General features: G+C 38.5%; 9 protein-coding genes. 8 read left to right on the top strand and 1 reads right to left on the bottom strand.

Going from position 1 to position 20563, the window contains the following annotated elements:
• Window positions 1-162 precede the first annotated feature (162 nt).
• The gene (locus FJR37_RS20005; RefSeq protein WP_168466928.1) at window positions 163-5694 is read right to left on the bottom strand and encodes a translocation/assembly module TamB domain-containing protein; all 5532 of its coding nucleotides are present in this window, start codon (window positions 5692-5694) and stop codon (window positions 163-165) included.
• Between the two features lie 542 nt (window positions 5695-6236).
• Here FJR37_RS20005 and FJR37_RS20010 point away from each other — a divergent pair.
• The 8 genes from FJR37_RS20010 (at window position 6237) to FJR37_RS20045 (ending at window position 20533) form a co-directional block, all read left to right on the top strand.
• Complete coding sequence (locus tag FJR37_RS20010) at window positions 6237-6656, top strand: DUF3110 domain-containing protein (RefSeq protein WP_027400778.1); 420 nt, start codon at window positions 6237-6239, stop codon at window positions 6654-6656.
• Between the two features lie 123 nt (window positions 6657-6779).
• Complete coding sequence (gene murQ, locus FJR37_RS20015) at window positions 6780-7700, top strand: N-acetylmuramic acid 6-phosphate etherase (RefSeq protein ID WP_039204873.1); 921 nt, start codon at window positions 6780-6782, stop codon at window positions 7698-7700.
• A gap of 603 nt (window positions 7701-8303) precedes the next feature.
• Window positions 8304-9494, top strand: a complete 1191-nt coding sequence (locus FJR37_RS20020) for a response regulator (RefSeq protein ID WP_168466933.1) — start codon at window positions 8304-8306, stop codon at window positions 9492-9494.
• A gap of 474 nt (window positions 9495-9968) precedes the next feature.
• Window positions 9969-10331, top strand: coding sequence for a response regulator transcription factor (locus FJR37_RS20025; protein ID WP_039204871.1), 363 nt, complete (start codon window positions 9969-9971; stop codon window positions 10329-10331).
• Window positions 10332-10459: 128 nt separating this feature from the next.
• On the top strand, window positions 10460-10933 hold the full coding sequence (locus FJR37_RS20030; RefSeq protein WP_168466929.1) for a chemotaxis protein CheW: 474 nt from the start codon (window positions 10460-10462) through the stop codon (window positions 10931-10933).
• 118 nt (window positions 10934-11051) lie between these two features.
• Window positions 11052-14918 (top strand): GAF domain-containing protein, encoded by a 3867-nt coding sequence (locus FJR37_RS20035; RefSeq protein ID WP_168466930.1) that lies wholly within the window; start codon window positions 11052-11054, stop codon window positions 14916-14918.
• Window positions 14919-15259: 341 nt separating this feature from the next.
• Window positions 15260-18886: a hybrid sensor histidine kinase/response regulator gene (locus FJR37_RS20040; protein WP_168466931.1), complete on the top strand. Its 3627-nt coding sequence runs from the start codon at window positions 15260-15262 to the stop codon at window positions 18884-18886.
• A gap of 297 nt (window positions 18887-19183) precedes the next feature.
• A complete protein-coding gene (locus FJR37_RS20045) occupies window positions 19184-20533 on the top strand; it encodes a PrsW family glutamic-type intramembrane protease (RefSeq protein WP_168466932.1) in 1350 nt (449 codons plus the stop codon).
• Window positions 20534-20563: the final 30 nt, after the last annotated feature.

The following is a 20563-nucleotide window of genomic DNA, read 5'->3' on the forward strand; positions in this document are numbered from 1 at the left end:
TTTCTTCTTTCTTCTTTCTTCCTTCTTCTTTCTTCCTTCTTCTTTCTTCCTTCTTCTTTCTTCCTTCTTCTTTCTTCCTTCTTCTTTCTTCCTTCTTCTTTCTTCCTTCTTCCTTCTTCCTCCTGAATGGGCGCAGGCCCTGCGCCCCTACGGCTTGATTCCTCAAAATTTTCTTTCAAATTCAATTACAGCCCGACTATCATCAGTTAAATTAGTGGAAGAACGGACACGGAATTGATTATTTATGCGGTAATTAACCCCCCATTGTAAGGGATCATTTGCCGTGAGGATTTTAATGGTAGAAAGAGAGAATTTTGCAGAAATATCAATTCCTGCTTCCAAAGCTAATTCTAAAGATGAGTTATTTCTCCCTGCTTCTGGTCTTTCAGATAGAATAGTGGGAAATATTCGCAATTCACTTAAACCAAAAGCATCACCAATTTCATTAAATGCACCTTGGAAATTACTGAAAACAGCCGAACCGGCAATATTAATTAAACCCAGGGTACTATCACCACGTCCTTGATTGTCAACAAATCCGCCTCCTAGCAAGGTGACAATTTGTGTTTCTGAACGGGAAGGATTACTTTTTAATTGCAAATTATCATTAATTTGACTAGCTAAACCATTAATACTAGCTTCTACTCGCACAGTTTCTAACCCTGCTAAACCTAGAGAACCTTGTCTACTTAAATCACTATTTTGAGTTATGTCTAAAACCTTCGCAAATAGGCGAATATTCAAATCAGGGTCACGGGGTTGACGAGGACTAAAAGTAGCAGTTTGTGGATAACCTTTTGCTAAATTTAACTGGGTAGTAAATAAGTTTACTGTACCTTTGGTTAACTTAATAGGTCCATCTGGTATGGGTTCAGCTAAAGAACCATTCACAGTTAGATCTCCAGAAGCTTGGAACTTGAACACTGGTGGTTTAGAAATTTGGATATTTTTCCCTAATCTTAATTTTAAATCATTTAACTTAGTAATTTTACCCGCTGTATCTAGTTTATTAAGGTCATTAATTTTTGCAGATGATGAATTTTCATCTTTAGATTCTGCTAACAATACTTGACCATTGAATAATTCTATATTACCGCTAATTATTGGTTGGAGAAGAGAACCAGTAATTGTTAAATCACCATTAGCACCTCCTTGATATAAATCTTTGAGATTTAAAGATAATTGTCTTAAATTAACCATCAAGGGAATATCTATTTGCACATTTTTACTATTAGCAATTGGCAATTCTCCCACAGCTTCCACTTTACCATTGCTAAATTTACCTTCAAGACTTTTAATAAATACACGAGTTAAATCAAAAATTGCTTTACCATTCACATTAGTTAACTTTCCTGGTAAGGCTTGGGCGCTAAAGGTAGCATTATCAAGAGAAGCAGTTCCTTTCACGAAAGGTTGTTTTCTAGTTCCTCGAACTTTTAAATCTAATTCTCCCTGTCCCTTTTCAAAAGCTATCTCATTAGTAAAGAGATTTAAAAGTGTCAACCCTTCATTTTTGATATTGACATTTAAAGTAACGTTGTCACTGTCCGATTTTTCAGAAGCAAAGGGTAAAGTATAGGGAATACTACCATCAATATTTGCAGGTTCAGACCCCACTCCTAGTACCTGACTACCAAAGTTTAACCGTCCATTAGCATAACTGAAACTGGCATTAGCTGATTCCACTGGTTTTTTATCAATTGTTCCTTCTGTAATGTTTAATTCTCCTGTAGCTTGAGGATTGGCAATATTACCTGCTATGGCTGCGTTAAGTTTTAGCTTACCTGTAATTCCCAGCGGCAGTTTCACTAGATTATTAAATCGCTGAATGGGAAAGTTTTCAACTGTTAATTTACCTGATTGGGTTTTACCACTAATGTAACCTGTAAAGGCAATTAACTTGTTTTCCGATTGAATTCGTAAAGGTTGTAACCGCAAAGTTCCTTCTGTAAAACCACCTTCAGCTATGATTTTTTCTGCCCGATAAAAACGACTTGGTTCTGTTGGTTTCCCCCAGGTAAAATTTTGTCCTTGGAAGTTAAATTTTATTCTTGGTTCATCCGTTGTGGCAGTATTAATGGAAATGTCACCATTCAAAATCCCCTTTAAGTCTCTTAATTCTGGGATAGGTTGAGTATCTAATCGTTTTTGTTTTTGGGTATTTAGTAGGGCATTAATTTCTGATAATCGTTGTATTTGGTTAAATAGAGACTCTAATGGTAAGCCTTGGGATTGGGTGGTTAAATCCGCAGACTTGCCGTAGATAGGTGGGTTTAACCCCCGCTGGAAGTCTTGAATATCAAAGATTTGTGCTGCGGTGAGAATGTCTTGAATATTACCTTTGTCAATGTTGATATTTGCTCGCAGTTGCGGTTTTTTTGCCCAGGGTTTGATGTTGGCAGTAAAGGTATATCTACTTTCACCTTTGCGAAGTTCGCTGTTATTGAGGATGAAGGTATTATTATCGTATCGCAGTTGAGTTGCAAAGCGATCGCCTTTAATTCTCCCCAGTTCCGGTTCTTCAATGGCTATATCTCCCGTTGTAGCCCATGTCTGCGAATTAATTTGCAAATTCCCTGTTAATAATCCTCTCACCCCTCCTGGACTTAAAGGAGTATTTGCTGGTAAAGCTATATTCAAAGCTTTTAAAGGAAAATTAGTCACATTTATATCCCAATCAGATCCTGTTGCTGTACCTGATAACAATGCTTGTTGCCACTGAACTAAAATGGATTTTGGGCGATTATTACCATCTAAATTAACTGCTATGCGGTCTTTCACACCAGCAACATCTAAACTCAACCCCTGTCCTGACACAGAATTTAAATTACCAGTCAATAATGGCTCAAAAGCCAATTCCTGAACTTTTAAATTCCGTAACCCTAACTTAGCTGTAATATTTGGAGCGGTAGGTTTTCCCGTCACCTGTCCGCTAAAATCCAATCTGCCAGCAATATCAACAAGATCAGGTAGTTGCACTGGCAACCCTTCCAGACTATAGTTTCTTGCCTGGATATTCAAATTAACATCAGTAATTTCTGGAATACCCGATTTCTTAGCATTAGCTAATAAATAACCTTTTATAGCGAGCGCCGTTGAACTATTAGCTTGAAAATTGGCACTATTATAACCATCAATAGTTAGCTTTTCTCCATTCCAACCAATATCAGCTTGAATAGGTGCATCCATACCTGATAAACCTTGACTCAACCGCACCTGACCAACAGCAGCCACATCTGCTAATGTGGGAGCCGCTAAAGTTCCCGATACTTGCAACTTTCCTGCCAATTGTCCTTTTAACTGCTGATTAAAAGGCTTTAATTGCAAACCTGAAGTAGCTAACAAGGCTTGATAATGGCCATTATTCAGTTGAATCTCGGAAGCTTTAACTATACCACTAGGTAATGTTAAATAGCCTTTCCCTTCTCCTTGAATAGTTTCTGGTTGGAATGATTCCACCGAACCCGCTACTTGCAATTGACCAGTGATCATTCCCTGCATTTCTGGGCGCAAACCCTGCATTTCTGGGCGCAGTCCTTGCATTTCTGGGCGCGAGACCTGCATTTCTGGGCGCAGGCCCTGCGCCCCTACGAGTTTTGTTAAAGGTATATTGTCAGCTTGAATTTTTGCCTGATAGCGACCTTCTGCTACTTGAATATTAGCAGCTTTAATTGTCCTTCCACCAATATATAGAAAGGCTTCACCGATTCCAGAAAAGGTTTTTAGACTGAAATTTTCCCTGTTACTGGTAATCATAAAATTACCTGATAGGGGATTATTTAAAATTGGGTTAGCTTGTTTAACAATTGTTGCTAACCGTAAGTCTTTTCCTTGTAATAAAGCGGTAAAATTTTGGTTATTTAATTGGATTTGGGAAATATTGACTGTGCCACCCGCAATGTTGACATTGGCATTTTCAGGAATAATTGTTTCTATTTGAAATGGCGAGGAATTTCCTGATAAACGCAACCTACCGTTAAATTCTGCCCCAGCTAGAGAAATATTTTCCTGCTGTTTTTGGTCAACAAAAGATGTTAATTGGATTTTACTAGCTTGAGTTAAAGCTTGCCAACGCTTGCTATCATAACTATAATTACCACTACCAGTAACTATACCGCCGCCAACCTTGGCAACTATATCACTAAAGGAAACTGTGCGATCGCTATGAATAATACTTGTCCCCGTTGCTGGGTATTTGGCTTGAGGAGCTTGCCATTTAACTACAGTTTGGGTATTAGTAGCCACACCCTTCAATTCCGCGGTGGCTGTCATCAGGCCAATGGGGAATCCAGTTTTGATATCATATACTTGAGCGATCGCATCCCCAGGCACATTTTCCGCTTGTAATTGTAAATTCAGCGCCGATACTTTACCAAGTTTAATTATCCCCCCACCCTTAACCTCGCCGCCATAGGTAGTTTTACCTTGAATATCTGTAATTTTCAGAAGAGATTGACTACTAATAAGCTCAAATTTACTACTAACTTGCCCAAAATCAACTTTATCAATTTGGGCAATTTTTAACGTCTTCACATTACCAGACAATACAGGTTGGGAAACTCTCCCCACTATCTGTAAATCGGCTTGAGCTATACCACTCACCGGAAATGGTAACTTTACATTTAGCGTTGTTTGGGCATTAGCCAAACTTACCGCATTTACACGCCCTTTTAAATTAAACCCTGCTTGCTGATCAATAGTACCCGATGCTGTTAACGGAATCTTTCCATAACTTGTAACTATATGATCTAATTTAATTAACAATCCATCAAAACTGAGATTTCCCTGACTATTATTGAGCAATTGGGGCAGATTGGGAATTTGCACCGTCACCCCTTCTAGAGCCGCATTGCCATAAAGTAAGGTTTTCTGCTTTGGTATCACCTTAATTCGCAAATCACCATTAACCTTACCAGTTTGTAAAATCAGTGGTAAAGTTACAATCCGGGTAATATCTGCGGCAAGAAGATTTTGAGCTTTAAGTCGAAAATCCCCAGCTAAAGTTTTCTCAGGAATTAAATCGCCAACAATGGCAATATCACCCCCACTGACAGCCTTACCAGCCAAGTCCAATTTAATTAGGCGATTTTTATTTAAGAAGAGTTGAGCCGTGCCATTAACCCCAGAAAATCCCACAGGGACTGGTAAAGAAATTTTTGCCCCTTCACTAACTTTCGGTACTAATACCAAATTTGCATCCCGAAACCGCAATTTATCTAAATCGGTTTTAATCAGTCCTGCCTCAGCAGGTGGAGCGATAGTAGTCGTTAACCAACTTCCCTGCCTATCCTGCTCAACATAAACATCTGGATTAATTAAAGTTACATCTAATCGAAGATTGCGGTTAATAACTAACTTCCAAATATCAAATCCTACATCTACTGCTTTGACATTTACCCGATCTGGATCTGTTGGTGTAGCGGGAATCTCCGAAGCGGCAAACTGAACACCAGTCAGGGAAAAGGATTTAACTGCTCCCAATTTTACTGGACGATTGAGAGTATTAGTAAGACCTTGGGTTGCTAATGGTACTAAATCATGATCAACAAAACCCTTTAATCGCCAAACACCACCAATAATTCCTAATAATAACAAAGCACCTATACCTAAGCCAGCACGACCAATTATCGTCCACCATAGACGATTAATCCCAGAATTAACGGGGCGAGAATTTTGACGAGGAGAGTTAGACATAGGTTTGCACGCTTTGATTACCAGATATCTGGCAAAACACTAATTACTGAACCCGGACAAGCCTCAAGGTTATCCACAGCACTAGAAATATAAATGAATATTGACATAATTTTACGTTTAGAGACTTCCAAGAAATAAATTATCCTAAGAAACGAACCACAGAGGCACAGAGTACACAGAGAGAGAATTTCTGCATCAGTTTTGGGACATTTTTTTATTTGGAAGTCTCTTAACTCTTAGAGTATAACGGGATAAGTGCGAAAATAAAAACTTTGGTTTTGGTAGAATTTGCAAATTATGCCTTTTGGTCTAAGTAGGTGAGCGTTGAAAATTGTCGTTATGGCAAGGCAAAAGGCAAGAGGCAAGAGGCAAGAGGCAAGAGTGAAGAGGGTTTGGGCGATTTTACATTTCTTTACACAGTTTGGTTTTATTGTGTTCACCTACCTAACTTCCAATAATCTCACAAAAATTATTGGAGATTTTTATGAATATACAGTATTGAACTTTAAGATAAATTAGAGAACTGAATCAAAGGATAGACAATGCGTGTTTTTGTACTAATGTTCAATGCTGGCACTGATAATGAGGGGATTCACAGCATTCGGATTAGCAATGCTCAAGGGATAGAAGGGAATAAAATCCTCATGTTTGAGTCAGAGGATGATGCCACCCGCTTTGCTTTAATGTTAGAAGCACAGGATTTTGCTGTCCCGACAGTGGAAATGATGAATGCTGATGATGTTAAGGAATTTTGCGAAAGCACTGGCTATCTCTGGGAAATTGTGGCGGAAAATAACGAATTAGTATTGCCACCAGAAACGAATGTCAAACAAACTGATTGGCAACCTGAACCAGAAATAGAGGATACTGATGAAGACTTTTTATCTTACAGTCCACCTGCGCCAGAAATTGCTAATTCTGATTTAGACAGTATTCGACGCAAACTGGAAGGTTTATTATAATTAGTTATTAGTCATTGGTCAATTGGTCATTGGTCATTGGTCATTATGGGTAAATAAAAACTGACGACTGACAACTGACAACTGACAACTCACAACTCACAACTAACAACTGACACAAAATATATGACAAATTTTCAGGAACGAGGGCATTTACTCACCGAACAAGTTAATCCCAATAGTCTCAATTTAGACCAACTTAACTCCCTGGAATTGGTGGAGTTATTTAATAGCGAAGACCAAAAAGCAGTAGCAGCAGTAGCGGCTGCGAAGGTTCAGTTAGCAGCAGCCATTGACTGCACAGCAGAAAGGCTAAGTCAAGGTGGACGTTTATTTTATGTAGGTGCAGGGACGAGTGGGAGATTAGGAGTATTGGATGCTGCTGAGTGTCCACCGACTTTCTGCACTTCCCCAGAATTGGTACAAGGGATTATTGCTGGTGGTGCGGGAGCATTAGTCCGCAGTTCTGAGGATTTGGAAGATCGGTCTGAAGATGGGGAAAGTGCGATCGCTCAACGACAAATTACCCAATTGGATGTAGTTGTCGGTATTACTGCTGGGGGAACAACTCCTTTTGTTCACGGTGCCATTAATGCAGCGCGTCAACGGGGAGCTAAGACTATTTTTATCGCCTGTGTTCCCGCCGAACAAGTTAGTATTGAAGCTGATATTGATATCCGGTTGTTGACAGGGCCAGAAGTTTTAGCAGGTTCTACTCGCTTGAAAGCAGGAACAGTGACCAAATTAGTGTTGAATACTCTCTCGACGGGGGTAATGGTGAAACTAGGTAAGGTCTATGGGAATCGCATGGTTGATGTCGCTGTCACTAATCAAAAATTACGCGATCGCGCTTTACGCATCTTACAAGACCTCACTGGTTTAAGTCGAGAAGCCGCTGGTTTTTTACTAGAACATAGCGGTAAATGGGTGAAATTAGCATTATTAATGCACTGGACTAGCTTAGACCAAGAAGCAGGTAAAAAACTATTAGCAGCCCATCACGGTAATCTTCGACTAGCTGTAAACAGCTACAATCAGAATACTTAACTACTAAATTTACCAACATCACAAAACAGAATTAAAAATGGGTAATTGATAATTACTTATGGCTTCTTGTACCCTAAAAACAAGCGTTATTACTGATATGGTATCATAGACAAAATGAGTATAATATTACAGGATTATTGAGTAAATAAAACAGATGGTTAATTGCATACCGCTAAATCAATCTGAGACTTTTTAATATTTACTAAGTAGTGAGACAAAATTAATTACACAATGTCATTGCGTAAGCGTTGCGTGGCGTTAGCCATATGGAACGAAGTGAAATGAAGCAATTCCAAGGGTTGTGATTGCTTCCCTTCCCTCGCAATGACTGTAAATATTTTTGTCCAATTACTTACTATTCTAAATATTGAGTACTGTTACATAACAATAACTAAATTACATTTGTGTGTAATCCTCCAATACCCTCGCCAAACGTCTGAAGCCCTATTAATAATATCGTAAAGATTTTATTGGTTTGCATATCTATATTTAGAAGGTCGGCATAGGTATTAATCCTCCCAATTAAATTGTCAAATGCTTGTAAAACAAGCCAAACATGGATTTTTATAAATACTGAATCAATAAATTTTCAGGGAAAGTATGATGACCAAACCAGAAGTAACAGAAGCGCAAAACCTATTCAACGAATTTAAAAAGTGTACTCAAGTCCAATATAACGGACAACTAAATATCAAAAGTTCTAAAGGACGAGAATGGACTTTCTACTACCGTTTAGGCAGAATAGTATGGGCTACAGGTAGTGATCATCCCTTCAGGCGTTGGCGCAGAAATATGGCTCAACATTGTCCTGATATTGATATCACTAAAATTCGCTGTCGTTATGAAGATATAGCTATTGATTATTGGGATTATAATCTCATAGAGATGCTACATAAAAGACAGAAAATTCAAAGAGAAAAAATTCATGCCATTGTGGAAAACACTGTAGCTGAATTATTTTTTGATCTAGCTCAGGAACTAGGTTTTGCGGCTGTCACCTGCAATTACAGCCAGAAAATCATATTAGAAATGCCTATGAGCTTCACAAATGCAGATATGTCCATTAAACAAATGCAAGATGCGTGGTCAATTTGGTCACAAGCTGGACTAACAAATATTTCTCCTAATTTAGCGCCAGTTTTACGCCGACCAGAACAACTACAGCAAATGGTAAATCCATCTGTATATAAAAATTTTGTGAGTTTAATTAATGGTCAATCCACATTACGGGAGTTAAGCATCAGAATGAAACAAGATGTCATGCCTGTAGCACGTTCCCTACTTCCCTATATTCTTAAAGGCATTATTGAGTTAGTCTCAGTACCTGATTTACCCTTAACAGTCGAATCTAGTAGTTCCACTAGTAGAAACCCCAAAAATCAAGCTCCTCCATTAATAGTTTGTGTAGATGACAGTCCCCAGGTGTGTAACATCTTAGAAGAAATTATGACCCGTCATGGACTGAGATTTATTAAAATCCAAGACGCTATCCAAGCTTTACCTATTATCATCCAACAAAAGCCAGATTTAATTTTCTTAGATTTGATTATGCCCATAGCCAGTGGCTATGAAGTATGTACACAATTACGCAGAATTTCCGCTTTTGCGGAGACACCAGTAATCATATTAACTGGTAATGATGGTTTAATAGATAGAGTTCGGGCGAAAGTTGTCGGCTCTACAGACTTTATTTCTAAACCAATCGTAGCAGATCGGGTTATGAATGTAGTCCGTAAATATTTACGCGTCCCCAATTTATCAAACAATAATCATGATACTAATTTAGATAGTTAGTATTTAGGGTTTGCTGAATAAGTTGTCTGTGAGGGCTAGAAGTATGGCTAACGCCACGCTGCGCTATCAAGAGGTAGGGGCGCAGGGCCTGCGCCCATTCAGGGGTATGGCTAACGCCACGCTGCGCTATCAGCAAACCCTATTTACTGACTCTGTTATTGAGATATTTCTCAAAAAATTCATAATTTTTACGGAGATAGTCATAATAAAATAGTGTTAAGATTAACAGTGTTAACTCTTGATTATTTTGTTGGTTACAACCAGCATTAAATCTTTGCAAGAATGATTTATCACACCTAAAATTTGTGATTAGGTATGCTAATTCGTATTAAATACATAGTTATCATGAAGGAGCGTGTATATAATTTATTAAATGAGATAAAATGAAACGTCAAAAAGTGTTTATTTGATCTGTCTAATTGGAGATTTGCTGTTTTTGTTAACATTCTTAAAAGAATTCAATAGGTAATTGTTATGAGTACCGTTTTAGTAGTAGAAGATGGCTTAACTGATATGGAAGTTATCAGTAAATACTTACAGCAAGCTGGTTATTTTGTGGTTTGCGCTACAAATAGTGCAGAAGCACAATCTAAAATAGGTAGCAATAAACCGGATGTAATAGTTTTGGATGTAATTTTGCCTGATAAAAGCGGCTATGAAATTTGTCGGGAGTTAAAAGATAATGCCGAAACTAGTAATATTCCTGTAGTTTTTTGCTCTACTAAAAGCAGTAATGTAGATAAAATGTGGGGGAATATGTTAGGTGCTGATGCTTATTTAGCTAAACCAGTAGATAAGGAAGAATTAGTGCTGACTTTAAAAAGATTGATTAAATGATGGATTGTGGATTAGTCACCGAATTTTAGATTTTAGATTTAAAATTTGAAGAAGTCTGTACCCTTTCGGTAAAGCAATCTGCATTTTCAGGGGCTAAAAAGAGTTATTGAGGGTGGGGGGAACTAATTTTGGAAACCAAACAAAAATTTTTGAGCTTTTCTTTAGGAGTCAGAGATACAGCAGTAATTCCCCTAGAACAAATTACAGAAGTTGTGCAAATACCACTGACAGAAATATGTGGTGTTCCACAAATGCCTAATTGTGTTGTCGGAATTTATAATTGGCGGGGGGAAATGTTGTGGTTGGTTGACTTGGAGGAAATGCTAGGTTATTCACCACTTTTACAAGGGTCAAATGTTTTGTCCAAAATGATGGCATTAGTGGTAGAACATGAAGGTAAGTATTTGGGAATATTAATCCGTCAACTCATAGATATTGATTGGTTGGATACCCAGCAAATGAAACAACCATCTGGGGAGGTTTTTTATCCAGAAATGATACCTTTTTTGCAGGGATATTTCATTAATGATTCTGAACAAATGATTTTTAATTTGGATGCTTCAGCAATGCTGCAAACTTCTATCTGGAGAACACATACTTAAATAAGGATTCAGGAGTCAATAAAGAATAAGAAGTTTAGTCATCATAATTTTTATTCCCTATTCTCTATTCCCTATTCCCTGTTCCCTACACTTTACTACAATTATTGAGGTTAATGGCATGACAACTTTATATCAAAACCCAAATGAAGATGCTGGAAACATTTTTAGTACATCACAAAATGAAGAAAAGAAAAAAGATAATGGCAATGGATCTAATTATGATTCATCTAGTAAAAGTTTAATTGCCCAGGAATTTAAAATCTGGAGACAGCGATTTCAAGAGATAACTACTAAAATGCGCCTAGTTGGGGATTTGGAGAAGTTATTATTTGTAACAGTAGCAGAAATTAAAGCTAAGTTAGTATGCGATCGCGTCTTAGTTTATCAGTTTAACACAGATGATACTGGAACTGTTTTAGCTGAATCAAGAAGCACTGGTTGGACACCTGCGATTAATGAAACTCTGGCGGCTATTGTGTTTGGTGTTTATACCAGTGCAGATTATTTAGAACCTGTAATTATTGACGATATTAGTAAAATTCAAGTTACCCCCTACCAAAAGCAGCTACTCGAAAAATTTCAAGTTAGAGCTAGTTTGAGCTTACCTATTTTTATTGATAGTAAAGTGTGGGGTTTATTGGTAGTTCATAGCTGTGGCATACCTCGACAATGGCAAGAAACAGAAACCACACTTTTATCACAAATTACCACAGAAATCACTTATAGAGTTCAGGGATTTAAATTACAAAAAGAACTAAAACAATCTTCCCTAGCTAAACAGTCAGCAGCGAAAGTTATTACTAAGATTTTACAACAGCCAGATGTCGAAAAAATCTTTCAAACGACTACTCAAGAAGTCCGCCAACTATTGAAATGCGATCGCGTTGGGGTGTATCGTTTTAGTGATGATTGGAGTGGTAAATTTGTCTCCGAATCTGTGGGAAATAATTGGGTGAAAGTTGTCACCCCCGATTATAAAATGGTTTGGGAAGATAGCCACCTTCAAGAGACAAAAGGTGGTAGATATGCCAATGGGGAAACCTTTGTCGTTAATGACACCTATAAAGTAGGTTTAGCCCAATGTCACATTGATGTTTTAGAACAGTTTGAAGCCAAAGCTTATATAATTTCTCCCATTTTTTCTGGTGAAAAATTGTGGGGTTTATTAGCAGCTTATCAAAATACTGGAGCGCGGGAATGGCAAGATTGGGAAGTCAGCTTTTTAAATCAGATTGGTTCACAATTTGGTGTAGCTGTTTCCCAAGGAGAATATCTGGGAAAAGTACAAAAACAAACTGAACAATTAACTCAGATTACCAAACAAGAAAAGGCTTTAACTAAGATTATTAACCGCATCCGGCAATCTTTGGATATGGGAGAAATCTTTAAAATTGCTACTCAGGAACTACGTCAGGTTTTGCGATGTGATCGGGTTGCAGTTTATCAATTTCATCCAGATTTTAGCGGTAAGTTTGTTGCAGAATCAGTGAGCAATGGTTGGGGTAAATTAGTTAGTACAGACCTGACAGATATCATTGAAGATACTTATCTGCAAGAAACCAAGGGCGGGCGGTTTGCTAAAGGGGAAGCCATAGCGGTAAATGATATCTATCAAGCCAATATTACCCCTTGTTACCTGGAATTATTAGAGCAGTTTGAAGCTAAAGCTTATATCAATGTCCCAATTTTCTTCGGCGATCAATTATGGGGTTTATTAGCAGCTTATCAAAATTCTGCACCTCATGAATGGCAATCTTCAGAAGTTAGCTTTTTATCTCAGGTAAGTTTACAATTTAGCCTAGCTAAAACCCAGATAGATTATCTACAAACCCTAGAATCTAAATCAGAAGAATTAGCGCAACGGGCTGAACAAGAAAAAGCCATAAATAGGACTGTGAACCGAATTCGTCAATCCTTAGATGTAGAAGAAATATTCAAAACAACTACCCAAGAAGTTCGTCAGGCTCTGCAATGCGATCGCGTGGGAGTCTATCAATTTCTCCCTGATTGGAGTGGTAAATTTATCGCCGAATCAGTAGGTATGGGTTGGAAAAAAGTAGTAACACCAGACTTCCAAATGGTTTGGGAAGATAGCCACCTCCAAGAAACCCAAGGTGGTAGATATGCCAAAGGTGAAATCTCTGTAGTTAATGATATCTATCAAGTTGGCTATGCTCAATGTCATATCGAGATTTTAGAGCAGATTGAAGTTAAAGCCTACATCATCGTCCCCATCTTTTTTGAAGAAAAATTATGGGGCTTATTAGCAGCCTATCAGAATTCTACAACCCGTGAATGGCAACCTTCAGAAGCCAACTTTTTAACTCAAATAGGATTGCAATTTAGCCTAGCTAAATCCCAAGTTGATTATCTAGATAGATTACGACAACAATCTGCCAAAATTGCCCAGATAGTTGAACAGGAAAAAACCTTCTCCAAGATTGTTAACCAAATTCGTCAGTCCTTAACTTCCGGGATCGAAGAAATTTTCAAATCTACCACCCAGGATATCCGCCAACTATTTAAATGCGATCGCGTCGCAGTCTATAAATTCACCTCAGACTGGGGTGGTCATTTTGTCGCCGAATCAGTAGCCCCAGGTTGGATCAAACTAGTTACATCCGAACTAAAAACCGCCTTTAATGACCCTTGTTTGCAAGCCATGAACGGTGGTGATTATAAAAAAGGTCGCAAATTAATAGTCAACGACATTTATCAAGCCAGCTTTGATACTTGTTACATTGAACTCCTGGAAGGATTTGAAGCCAAAGCCTATGCAATTGTCCCCATCCTATTTGGCGGAAAACTCTGGGGACTACTGGCAGTTTATCAAAACTCTAGTACCCGCCATTGGGAAGAGCCTGAAACCAATCTGTTAGCGCGGATTGGTGATCAATTAGGACTAGCTTTGCAACAAACAGAATTCTTACAACAGCTACAAACCCAATCAACCAAACTATCAGAAGCAGCAACAAGAGAAAAAGCAGCCAAAGAACTACTCCAACAGCGTTCCATTCAACTGCTAATTGCCCTGAAACCAGCCCTCAAAGGGGATTTAACAGTCCGCGCCCCCATTACTGAGGATGAAATAGGAACAATTGCTGATGCTTATAACGGGACTGTGCAAGCACTACAGCAGATCGTTATTCAAGTACAAACAGCTTCTCAACAGGTAGCCCAAACCTCCAGTAATAGCAGTACCTCACTGGTGGGATTGACTCATTTAGCCGAACAACAATCTGGGGAAATCACTAAGGCTTTAAGTGATCTGCAACAGATGGTAAATTCTACACAAGCGGTAGTAAATAATGCCCAATTAGTACAGATAGCCGTCCAACAAGCCAACAAAACTGTAGATTCTGGCGATACCGCGATGAATGAAACAGTTAATGCTATTCAAGCCATTCGAGAAACCGTAGCTCAAACCAGCAAAAAGATTAAACGTCTGAGTGAATCATCTCAAAAAATCTCCAAAGTTGTAAATCTGATTAGTAGCTTTGCCACTCAAACTAACGTTCTAGCTCTGAATGCAGCTATTGAAGCCACTAGAGCCGGTGAATATGGGAAAGGCTTTGCAGTAGTAGCTGATGAAGTCCGTTCTTTATCTCGTCAGTCAGCAGCCGCAACTATCGAAATTGAAAAATTAGTTCAGGAGATTCAAGCGGAAACTGGGGAAGTTGCTGTAGCAATGGAAACAGGGATTCAGCAAGTTGTCGAAGGAACTAACTTAGTTAATGAAACTCGTCAAAATCTTAATGCCATTGTGTCTGCAACTGCGGAAATTAGTCAATTAATTGAACGCATTACTGAAGCCACCCAAGTACAAATGCAGCAATCTGGTACAGTTACTAAATCCATGAATGATGTGGCAGAAATCGCTAACAAAACCTTTGGGGAATCTCAAGAAATTGCCCATGTTTTCCAAAGCTTAACTGGAATGGCACAGGATTTATTAGCGACTGCTAGTAAGTTTAAAGTCAAATAAATAGGGAGTGGGGAGTGGGGGAGTAGGGGAGTAGGGGGAGTAGGGGAGGAGGGGAGTAGGGGAGTAGGGGAGTAGGGGAGGAGGGGGAGTAGGGGAGGAGGGGGAGTAGGGAGAAATTTCTTTCTTCCTCCTGAACTCGTGAACTCCTGAACTCGTGAACTCGTGAACTCGTGAACTCCTGAACTCGTGAACTCCTGAACTCCTGAACTTCTGAACTTCTGAACTCCTGAACTCCTGAACTCTTGATAGCGCAGAGTGGGGTTAGCCATACTCCTGAATGGGCGCAGGCCCTGCGCCCCTACCTGCTGAACTCCTCGATTTAAAATTTAAAATCAAAAATTATGATTACAGATCAAGCAATTCGTGAACAAGGCTATGCCTATTTTTTGGGCGAAGCACCGGAATTATTGCAAACTATTGAACAAGATTTATATACTTTAGTTGAAAATTCTAGCACAGCTAAAATACATAATTTAATGCGGGCAACCCATACAATTAAGGGTGGGGCAGCAAATGTTGGACTCGATACTATCATGACAATTGCCCATTCTTTAGAAGATATATTTAAGGCTTTATATAATCCTAATGTTGTTATTGATAGTGAATTACAAACTTTACTTGTTGAAGGTTATGAATGTCTACAATTAGCAGTGACGGCAGAAGTTACTAGCAGTAACATCAATGCTGATGAACTTTTGAACCGAGCTACTACAGTATTTATTCAAATCCAAGAAAAGTTAGGTGATGCTTTCGGAGCAGAAACTCATGTGCCGACATCGGAAGAGTTAGGATTTGATATTGTTAAATCTATTTTTGAAGTAGGAGTAAAACAACGTCTAGATATTCTGAATCAGGCTCTTACTAATCCACCAGATAATACTGAATTCTGTGAATTACTCCACTCTCAAAGTGAAGTATTTATTGGCTTGGCAGAATCTTTGAATCTACCAGGATTGGAAAAATTGGCACGCACAATTATGGCGGTTTTAGATGCAAATCCCCAAAAGGTACGAGAAATTGCTAAAATCGCTTTCACTGATTTAAAAGCAGCACAAATAGCTGTTTTAGGGGGCGATCGCACTTCTGGAGGTTCAGCATCTTTAGAATTGCAAGCACTTGTAAATATGACAAATGATGATTTATTTCCTGCAATCACAACCAGTTCTTTGGCAACGATCCCAAAATCTCAGTCATCTCTGGTATCTATCCACCAATCTTTTGCTGATACATTTTTTAATAATACAACAGAATTTTATCAGTTTTTAATTACTCTTAGCAATGGGAATAATCAACCTTTAAAACCAGTTCATGCCAAGGTTTATTTAAAAACTATCCGCTATATTTTTGGCTGGTTTAATCAGTACAGAGAAATACCAGAATCAGAGTTAAATCTATCTTTATTAATTCCTTCATCTAGTCAGAAATATCCCGTCAATTATTTAGAACATTGGCTAGAACAATTTCTTTACTTTATAGAAAAAGTAGGGGATAGCAAATCTTTATGTCTCCATCGTCGTGGTGTAATTTTAATTATTATTTTAGCCATTGCTAAATTCCAATATACTGTTGAGCAAAATAATAGTGCCATTCCCATTATCAAAAAATTAAGGCAGCAAATTCGTGAATTAGGCAAAGAATATAAAAATTATCCACCAGTCACAGAAGCCGAAAAAAACTGGCTTGATCATCCTAAATTACAAGATTTGCTAGTAATCAAAGAAATAGTTCATTCCTCATTACTCGAAGAAAATAATAGCCTTCTGGAATCAATATGGGGAGGAGAATCTATTTTAGAGCCAGATAATATACTCGCAATGCCAATCATAGAAACAACAGAAGGCGTTCAAGATGATATTTATTTAGAAAGTGTGACATCATCAGCAGTTAGTGAAGAGGTGGTCACAAACTATGATACAAAAATTAATCAGCAATTAGAAGAAAAAACTACTGATGCAGTTACTAGAAACTCTCGACAATCTTCCTTTGTCCGTGTTGATGTGGAAGGACTACAACGCCTGAATTACATAACAGGTGAATTACTAATTTCTCAAAAAAGACGGACTTTATATGATGACCAAGTTATAGAATTAATTGATAGATTAAGTCAGCAACTTCACCAACACCAATTAACTTTATATCAATTACGAGATTTGCCATTACAAGGGAATAATGTCTCATCTCATCACACCCAGTCCCTGAGTTCAGTAAATTTTGATTCCTTAGAAATGGATGTATATTCAGAGTTTCAGTTAACACTGCATTCAGCAATGGAAGAAACCCTGCAAATACAAGAAACTTCCGAATCCCTAGAATTACTGATGAAACAAGCTGCTCAAATTGGGGAGAAACAACAAACCTTAACCTTAAATATTATAGATAACTTGGTAGAAGCGAGAATGTTACCTTTAGGAACTATCCTAAGTCGCTTTCCGCAAATGGTGCAAAATCTAGCCAATGTTTATGGAAAACAGGTAGAATTAAAACTAACTGGTACAGATGTTCTAGTTGATAAAGCGATCGCCGAAAAACTCTATGATCCCCTTTTGCAACTGGCACGCAACTCTTTTGATCATGGGATTGAATCTCCAGAAATTCGCCGAGAAAGAGGCAAATCACCACAGGGTATCATTGAGATTTTTGCCTATAATCAAGGTAGTCAAACTGTTATTGAAATCCATGATGATGGACAAGGATTAAACTTAGAAAAAGTTCGTAGCAGAGCCATAGAACTTAATCTAATTCCCCATGATAATAGTGGAGATTATGTTCATCGCCTCAGCGAATCTGAATTAATAGAGATGATGTTTGCTCCGGGATTTTCTACAGCGGGGAAAGTTAGTGAAATCTCTGGACGCGGGATGGGTTTAGATATTGTTCGTACCCAAATACAATTACTTAACGGCTCAATTTCCGTGCAATCATCACCTCAGCAGGGAACAACATTTATTCTTAAAATTCCTTTCTCTATGACTACAGATAAACTCATGTTAGTTCAAGCAGGTGGTGTTATTTACGCTTTACTACAAGATAGTATTGAAAAAATAGTTATTCCCTCTGCTCAACAAATCAAAGAATTTGAAGGCAAACAGTTTTTACATTGGCGGACAGATGAAGATGAATTGATGGTCAATATCCAAAAACTAGCAGGGTTAATGTACTATAATGGCGCAGTTTTGAGTACAAATAATCTGCAAAATTTCCCAGATAATTCAGAAGCAGGAATGGTGAAAAACCCCATCATTTTATTGCGTCGCCATCATGGTATGGTAGGCATAGAAGTTGATCAAATTATTGGAGAACAAGAATTAGTAATTAGGCCGTTAGGAAGTTCCATTACCCCACCAAAATATGTTTATGGTTGCAGTAGTTTGGCTAATGGTAACTTGATCTTAATTATTGATGGTACGCTGCTTATTGATACTAAAGAAATGCAAGCTACATTGGATGTCATGTCGCTACCGATGGCACCCGCAGCAAATCAACAGGCTTTACCAGAGACAGTTGCCACTCACACCTACAAACAGTTAACCGCTAATGTATCAGGAAATAGCCAATCACCAAAAGTAATTTTAGTGGTAGATGATGCTATTAGTCTGAGGCAAACTCTCTGTCTCACTTTACAAAAATCAGGATATCAAGTATTACAAGCTCAAAATGGTATGGAGGCTTTGGAACAACTACATCTACATCCAGAAATTGAAGTAATTATCTCTGATTTAGAAATGCCAAGAATGAACGGATTTGAATTGTTAAGCCATATCCGTCAAAACCCAGATTTTGCTAAAAAACCAGTTATTGTTCTCACCTCTCGTAGTGCAGATAAACATCGTCAGTTAGCTTATGAATTGGGGGCAAATTCTTATTTAACTAAGCCTTACTTGGAGCATGAATTTCTCGCTACCGTTGAGATTTTAGCTAATGGGAACAACGAGGATTCAAGCCAGGGATTAATAGCAGCAGGTAAATAAGTAATGGGACAGAATTAATTACACAATTGATTTTTCTGTTCCCTGTTCCCTGCGATGCACTGAGCTTGTCGAAGTGTTCCCTGTTCCCTCTCTCAACGAGTGAATTTAATTTTGTCCGACTACTTATGGAGAATTTTCTGCAATTTTGTATTTTGAATAAGGATAACAGCTAGTGAAGCTATGGTATATTTAGGGGTGGTGCAGCCGTGAATATGGCTAAAATTAGGTCTACTACTATAAAATCTGATAGGGTATGGCATAAGCCGGAGAATTTGTTTAGACACACTCACTAACTAGATGACAGGCAAAAACGCAAGACAGAATGCATTTCTGCGGTTGGTGTCCAGTAAGGTCGAAGTTTCCGAGTCAGCATCTCGCTACTTGTTGCTTCCTGGTAAAGAAATGGTAATTGGACGTGACCCCATCTGCCAAATTGTCTTGGATGCCGTAATATACCGAATGGTATCTCGTCGTCATGCGGTAGTTCGTCCCGTTTCTTTAACGACCTATAGCGGCCATAGCTGGGTAATTTGTGATTTAAATAGTGCCAATGGCACTTTTTTAAATGGAGAACCCTTGAAAGGATGTCAAGAATTACATTTAGGCGATCGCATTTCCCTTGGTGCTGATGGGCCACAATTTATTTTTGAGTACGAAGTTGTTGCTCAAAAAACAATGATCAATGTCAGTAAAGCGACAGTATTATCATCTGTTAATTATCAACATCTGTCATCAAAGCAAGATTCTGTAAGCTTCACACAATTATTTCCTATTATCTCTACTGGTAAGGATCTCACTCGCAAAGCCTACCTGATTCCAGGAATCTTAACAGTAGTTTTCGTGGTATTAATGTTTGCTACGGTAGGTCATCCCCAAGCCAATCAAGTAATTGTGGGATCTTACATCGCTTTTGCTGCTTACTATTTTGTTTATCAATTGTGTGGTAAATCTAAGCCTTGGTGGGTACTCCTGGCTACGGCACTGAGTACAATCTTAATTTTATTGAGTCCTCTCTTAGATTTATTTATCAAAGTCTTCCGAAATATCTTACCTGGGACGTTGGATGCGACATCTCCAGATGGGATTACCTTCACCGAATTATTAGTACGGATGTTTTTTGGTGCAGGGTTAATGGAGGAACTCCTGAAAATACTACCAGTATTAGGAGCATATTGGATTGGCAAGTCCCTCCGATCACCCTGGCGAGAACGGATTGGGGTTTGGGAACCGCTGGATGGTATTCTCTTGGGTACAGCTTCCGCTGTGGGGTTTACTTTACTAGAAACTCTTGGTCAATATGTACCCTTAATTTCCCAAAATTCTGGTCAATCAGTCGGTTTACAGCTACTTATTCCCCGCATTTTAGGTTCTGTGGCTGGACACATGGCTTACAGTGGGTATTTAGGCTATTTTGTTGGTTTGGCTGTGTTAAAACCCCTGAAAGGCAAGCAAATCCTCACCGTGGGTTATTTGAGCGCTTCTGCACTCCACGCTTTATGGAATGCGACGGGTTCTATTAATGCTTTGTTTTTGGTAGTAGTTGGTGTTTTATCTTATGCCTTTCTAATGGCGGCAATTCTGAAAGCACGGGTATTGTCACCTACAAGATCAGAGAACTTTGCTACTCGGTTTCTTGATCCAAAGTAAGTAAGAGGCAGGGAGTAGGGGAGTAGGGGA

Source organism: Aphanizomenon sp. UHCC 0183 (assembly GCF_009712065.1).
Lineage (GTDB): Bacteria > Cyanobacteriota > Cyanobacteriia > Cyanobacteriales > Nostocaceae > Dolichospermum > Dolichospermum heterosporum.

What these genes read in the sequence shown, in the direction of transcription:
- FJR37_RS20005 (WP_168466928.1), bottom strand. Translation starts at nt 5,694, where the DNA reads ATGTCTAACTCTCCTCGTCAAAATTCTCGCCCCGTTAATTCTGGGATT.
- FJR37_RS20045 (WP_168466932.1), top strand. Translation starts at nt 19,184, where the DNA reads ATGACAGGCAAAAACGCAAGACAGAATGCATTTCTGCGGTTGGTGTCC.
- FJR37_RS20020 (WP_168466933.1), top strand. Translation starts at nt 8,304, where the DNA reads ATGACCAAACCAGAAGTAACAGAAGCGCAAAACCTATTCAACGAATTT.
- FJR37_RS20025 (WP_039204871.1), top strand. Translation starts at nt 9,969, where the DNA reads ATGAGTACCGTTTTAGTAGTAGAAGATGGCTTAACTGATATGGAAGTT.
- murQ (WP_039204873.1), top strand. Translation starts at nt 6,780, where the DNA reads ATGACAAATTTTCAGGAACGAGGGCATTTACTCACCGAACAAGTTAAT.
- FJR37_RS20040 (WP_168466931.1), top strand. Translation starts at nt 15,260, where the DNA reads ATGATTACAGATCAAGCAATTCGTGAACAAGGCTATGCCTATTTTTTG.
- FJR37_RS20010 (WP_027400778.1), top strand. Translation starts at nt 6,237, where the DNA reads ATGCGTGTTTTTGTACTAATGTTCAATGCTGGCACTGATAATGAGGGG.
- FJR37_RS20035 (WP_168466930.1), top strand. Translation starts at nt 11,052, where the DNA reads ATGACAACTTTATATCAAAACCCAAATGAAGATGCTGGAAACATTTTT.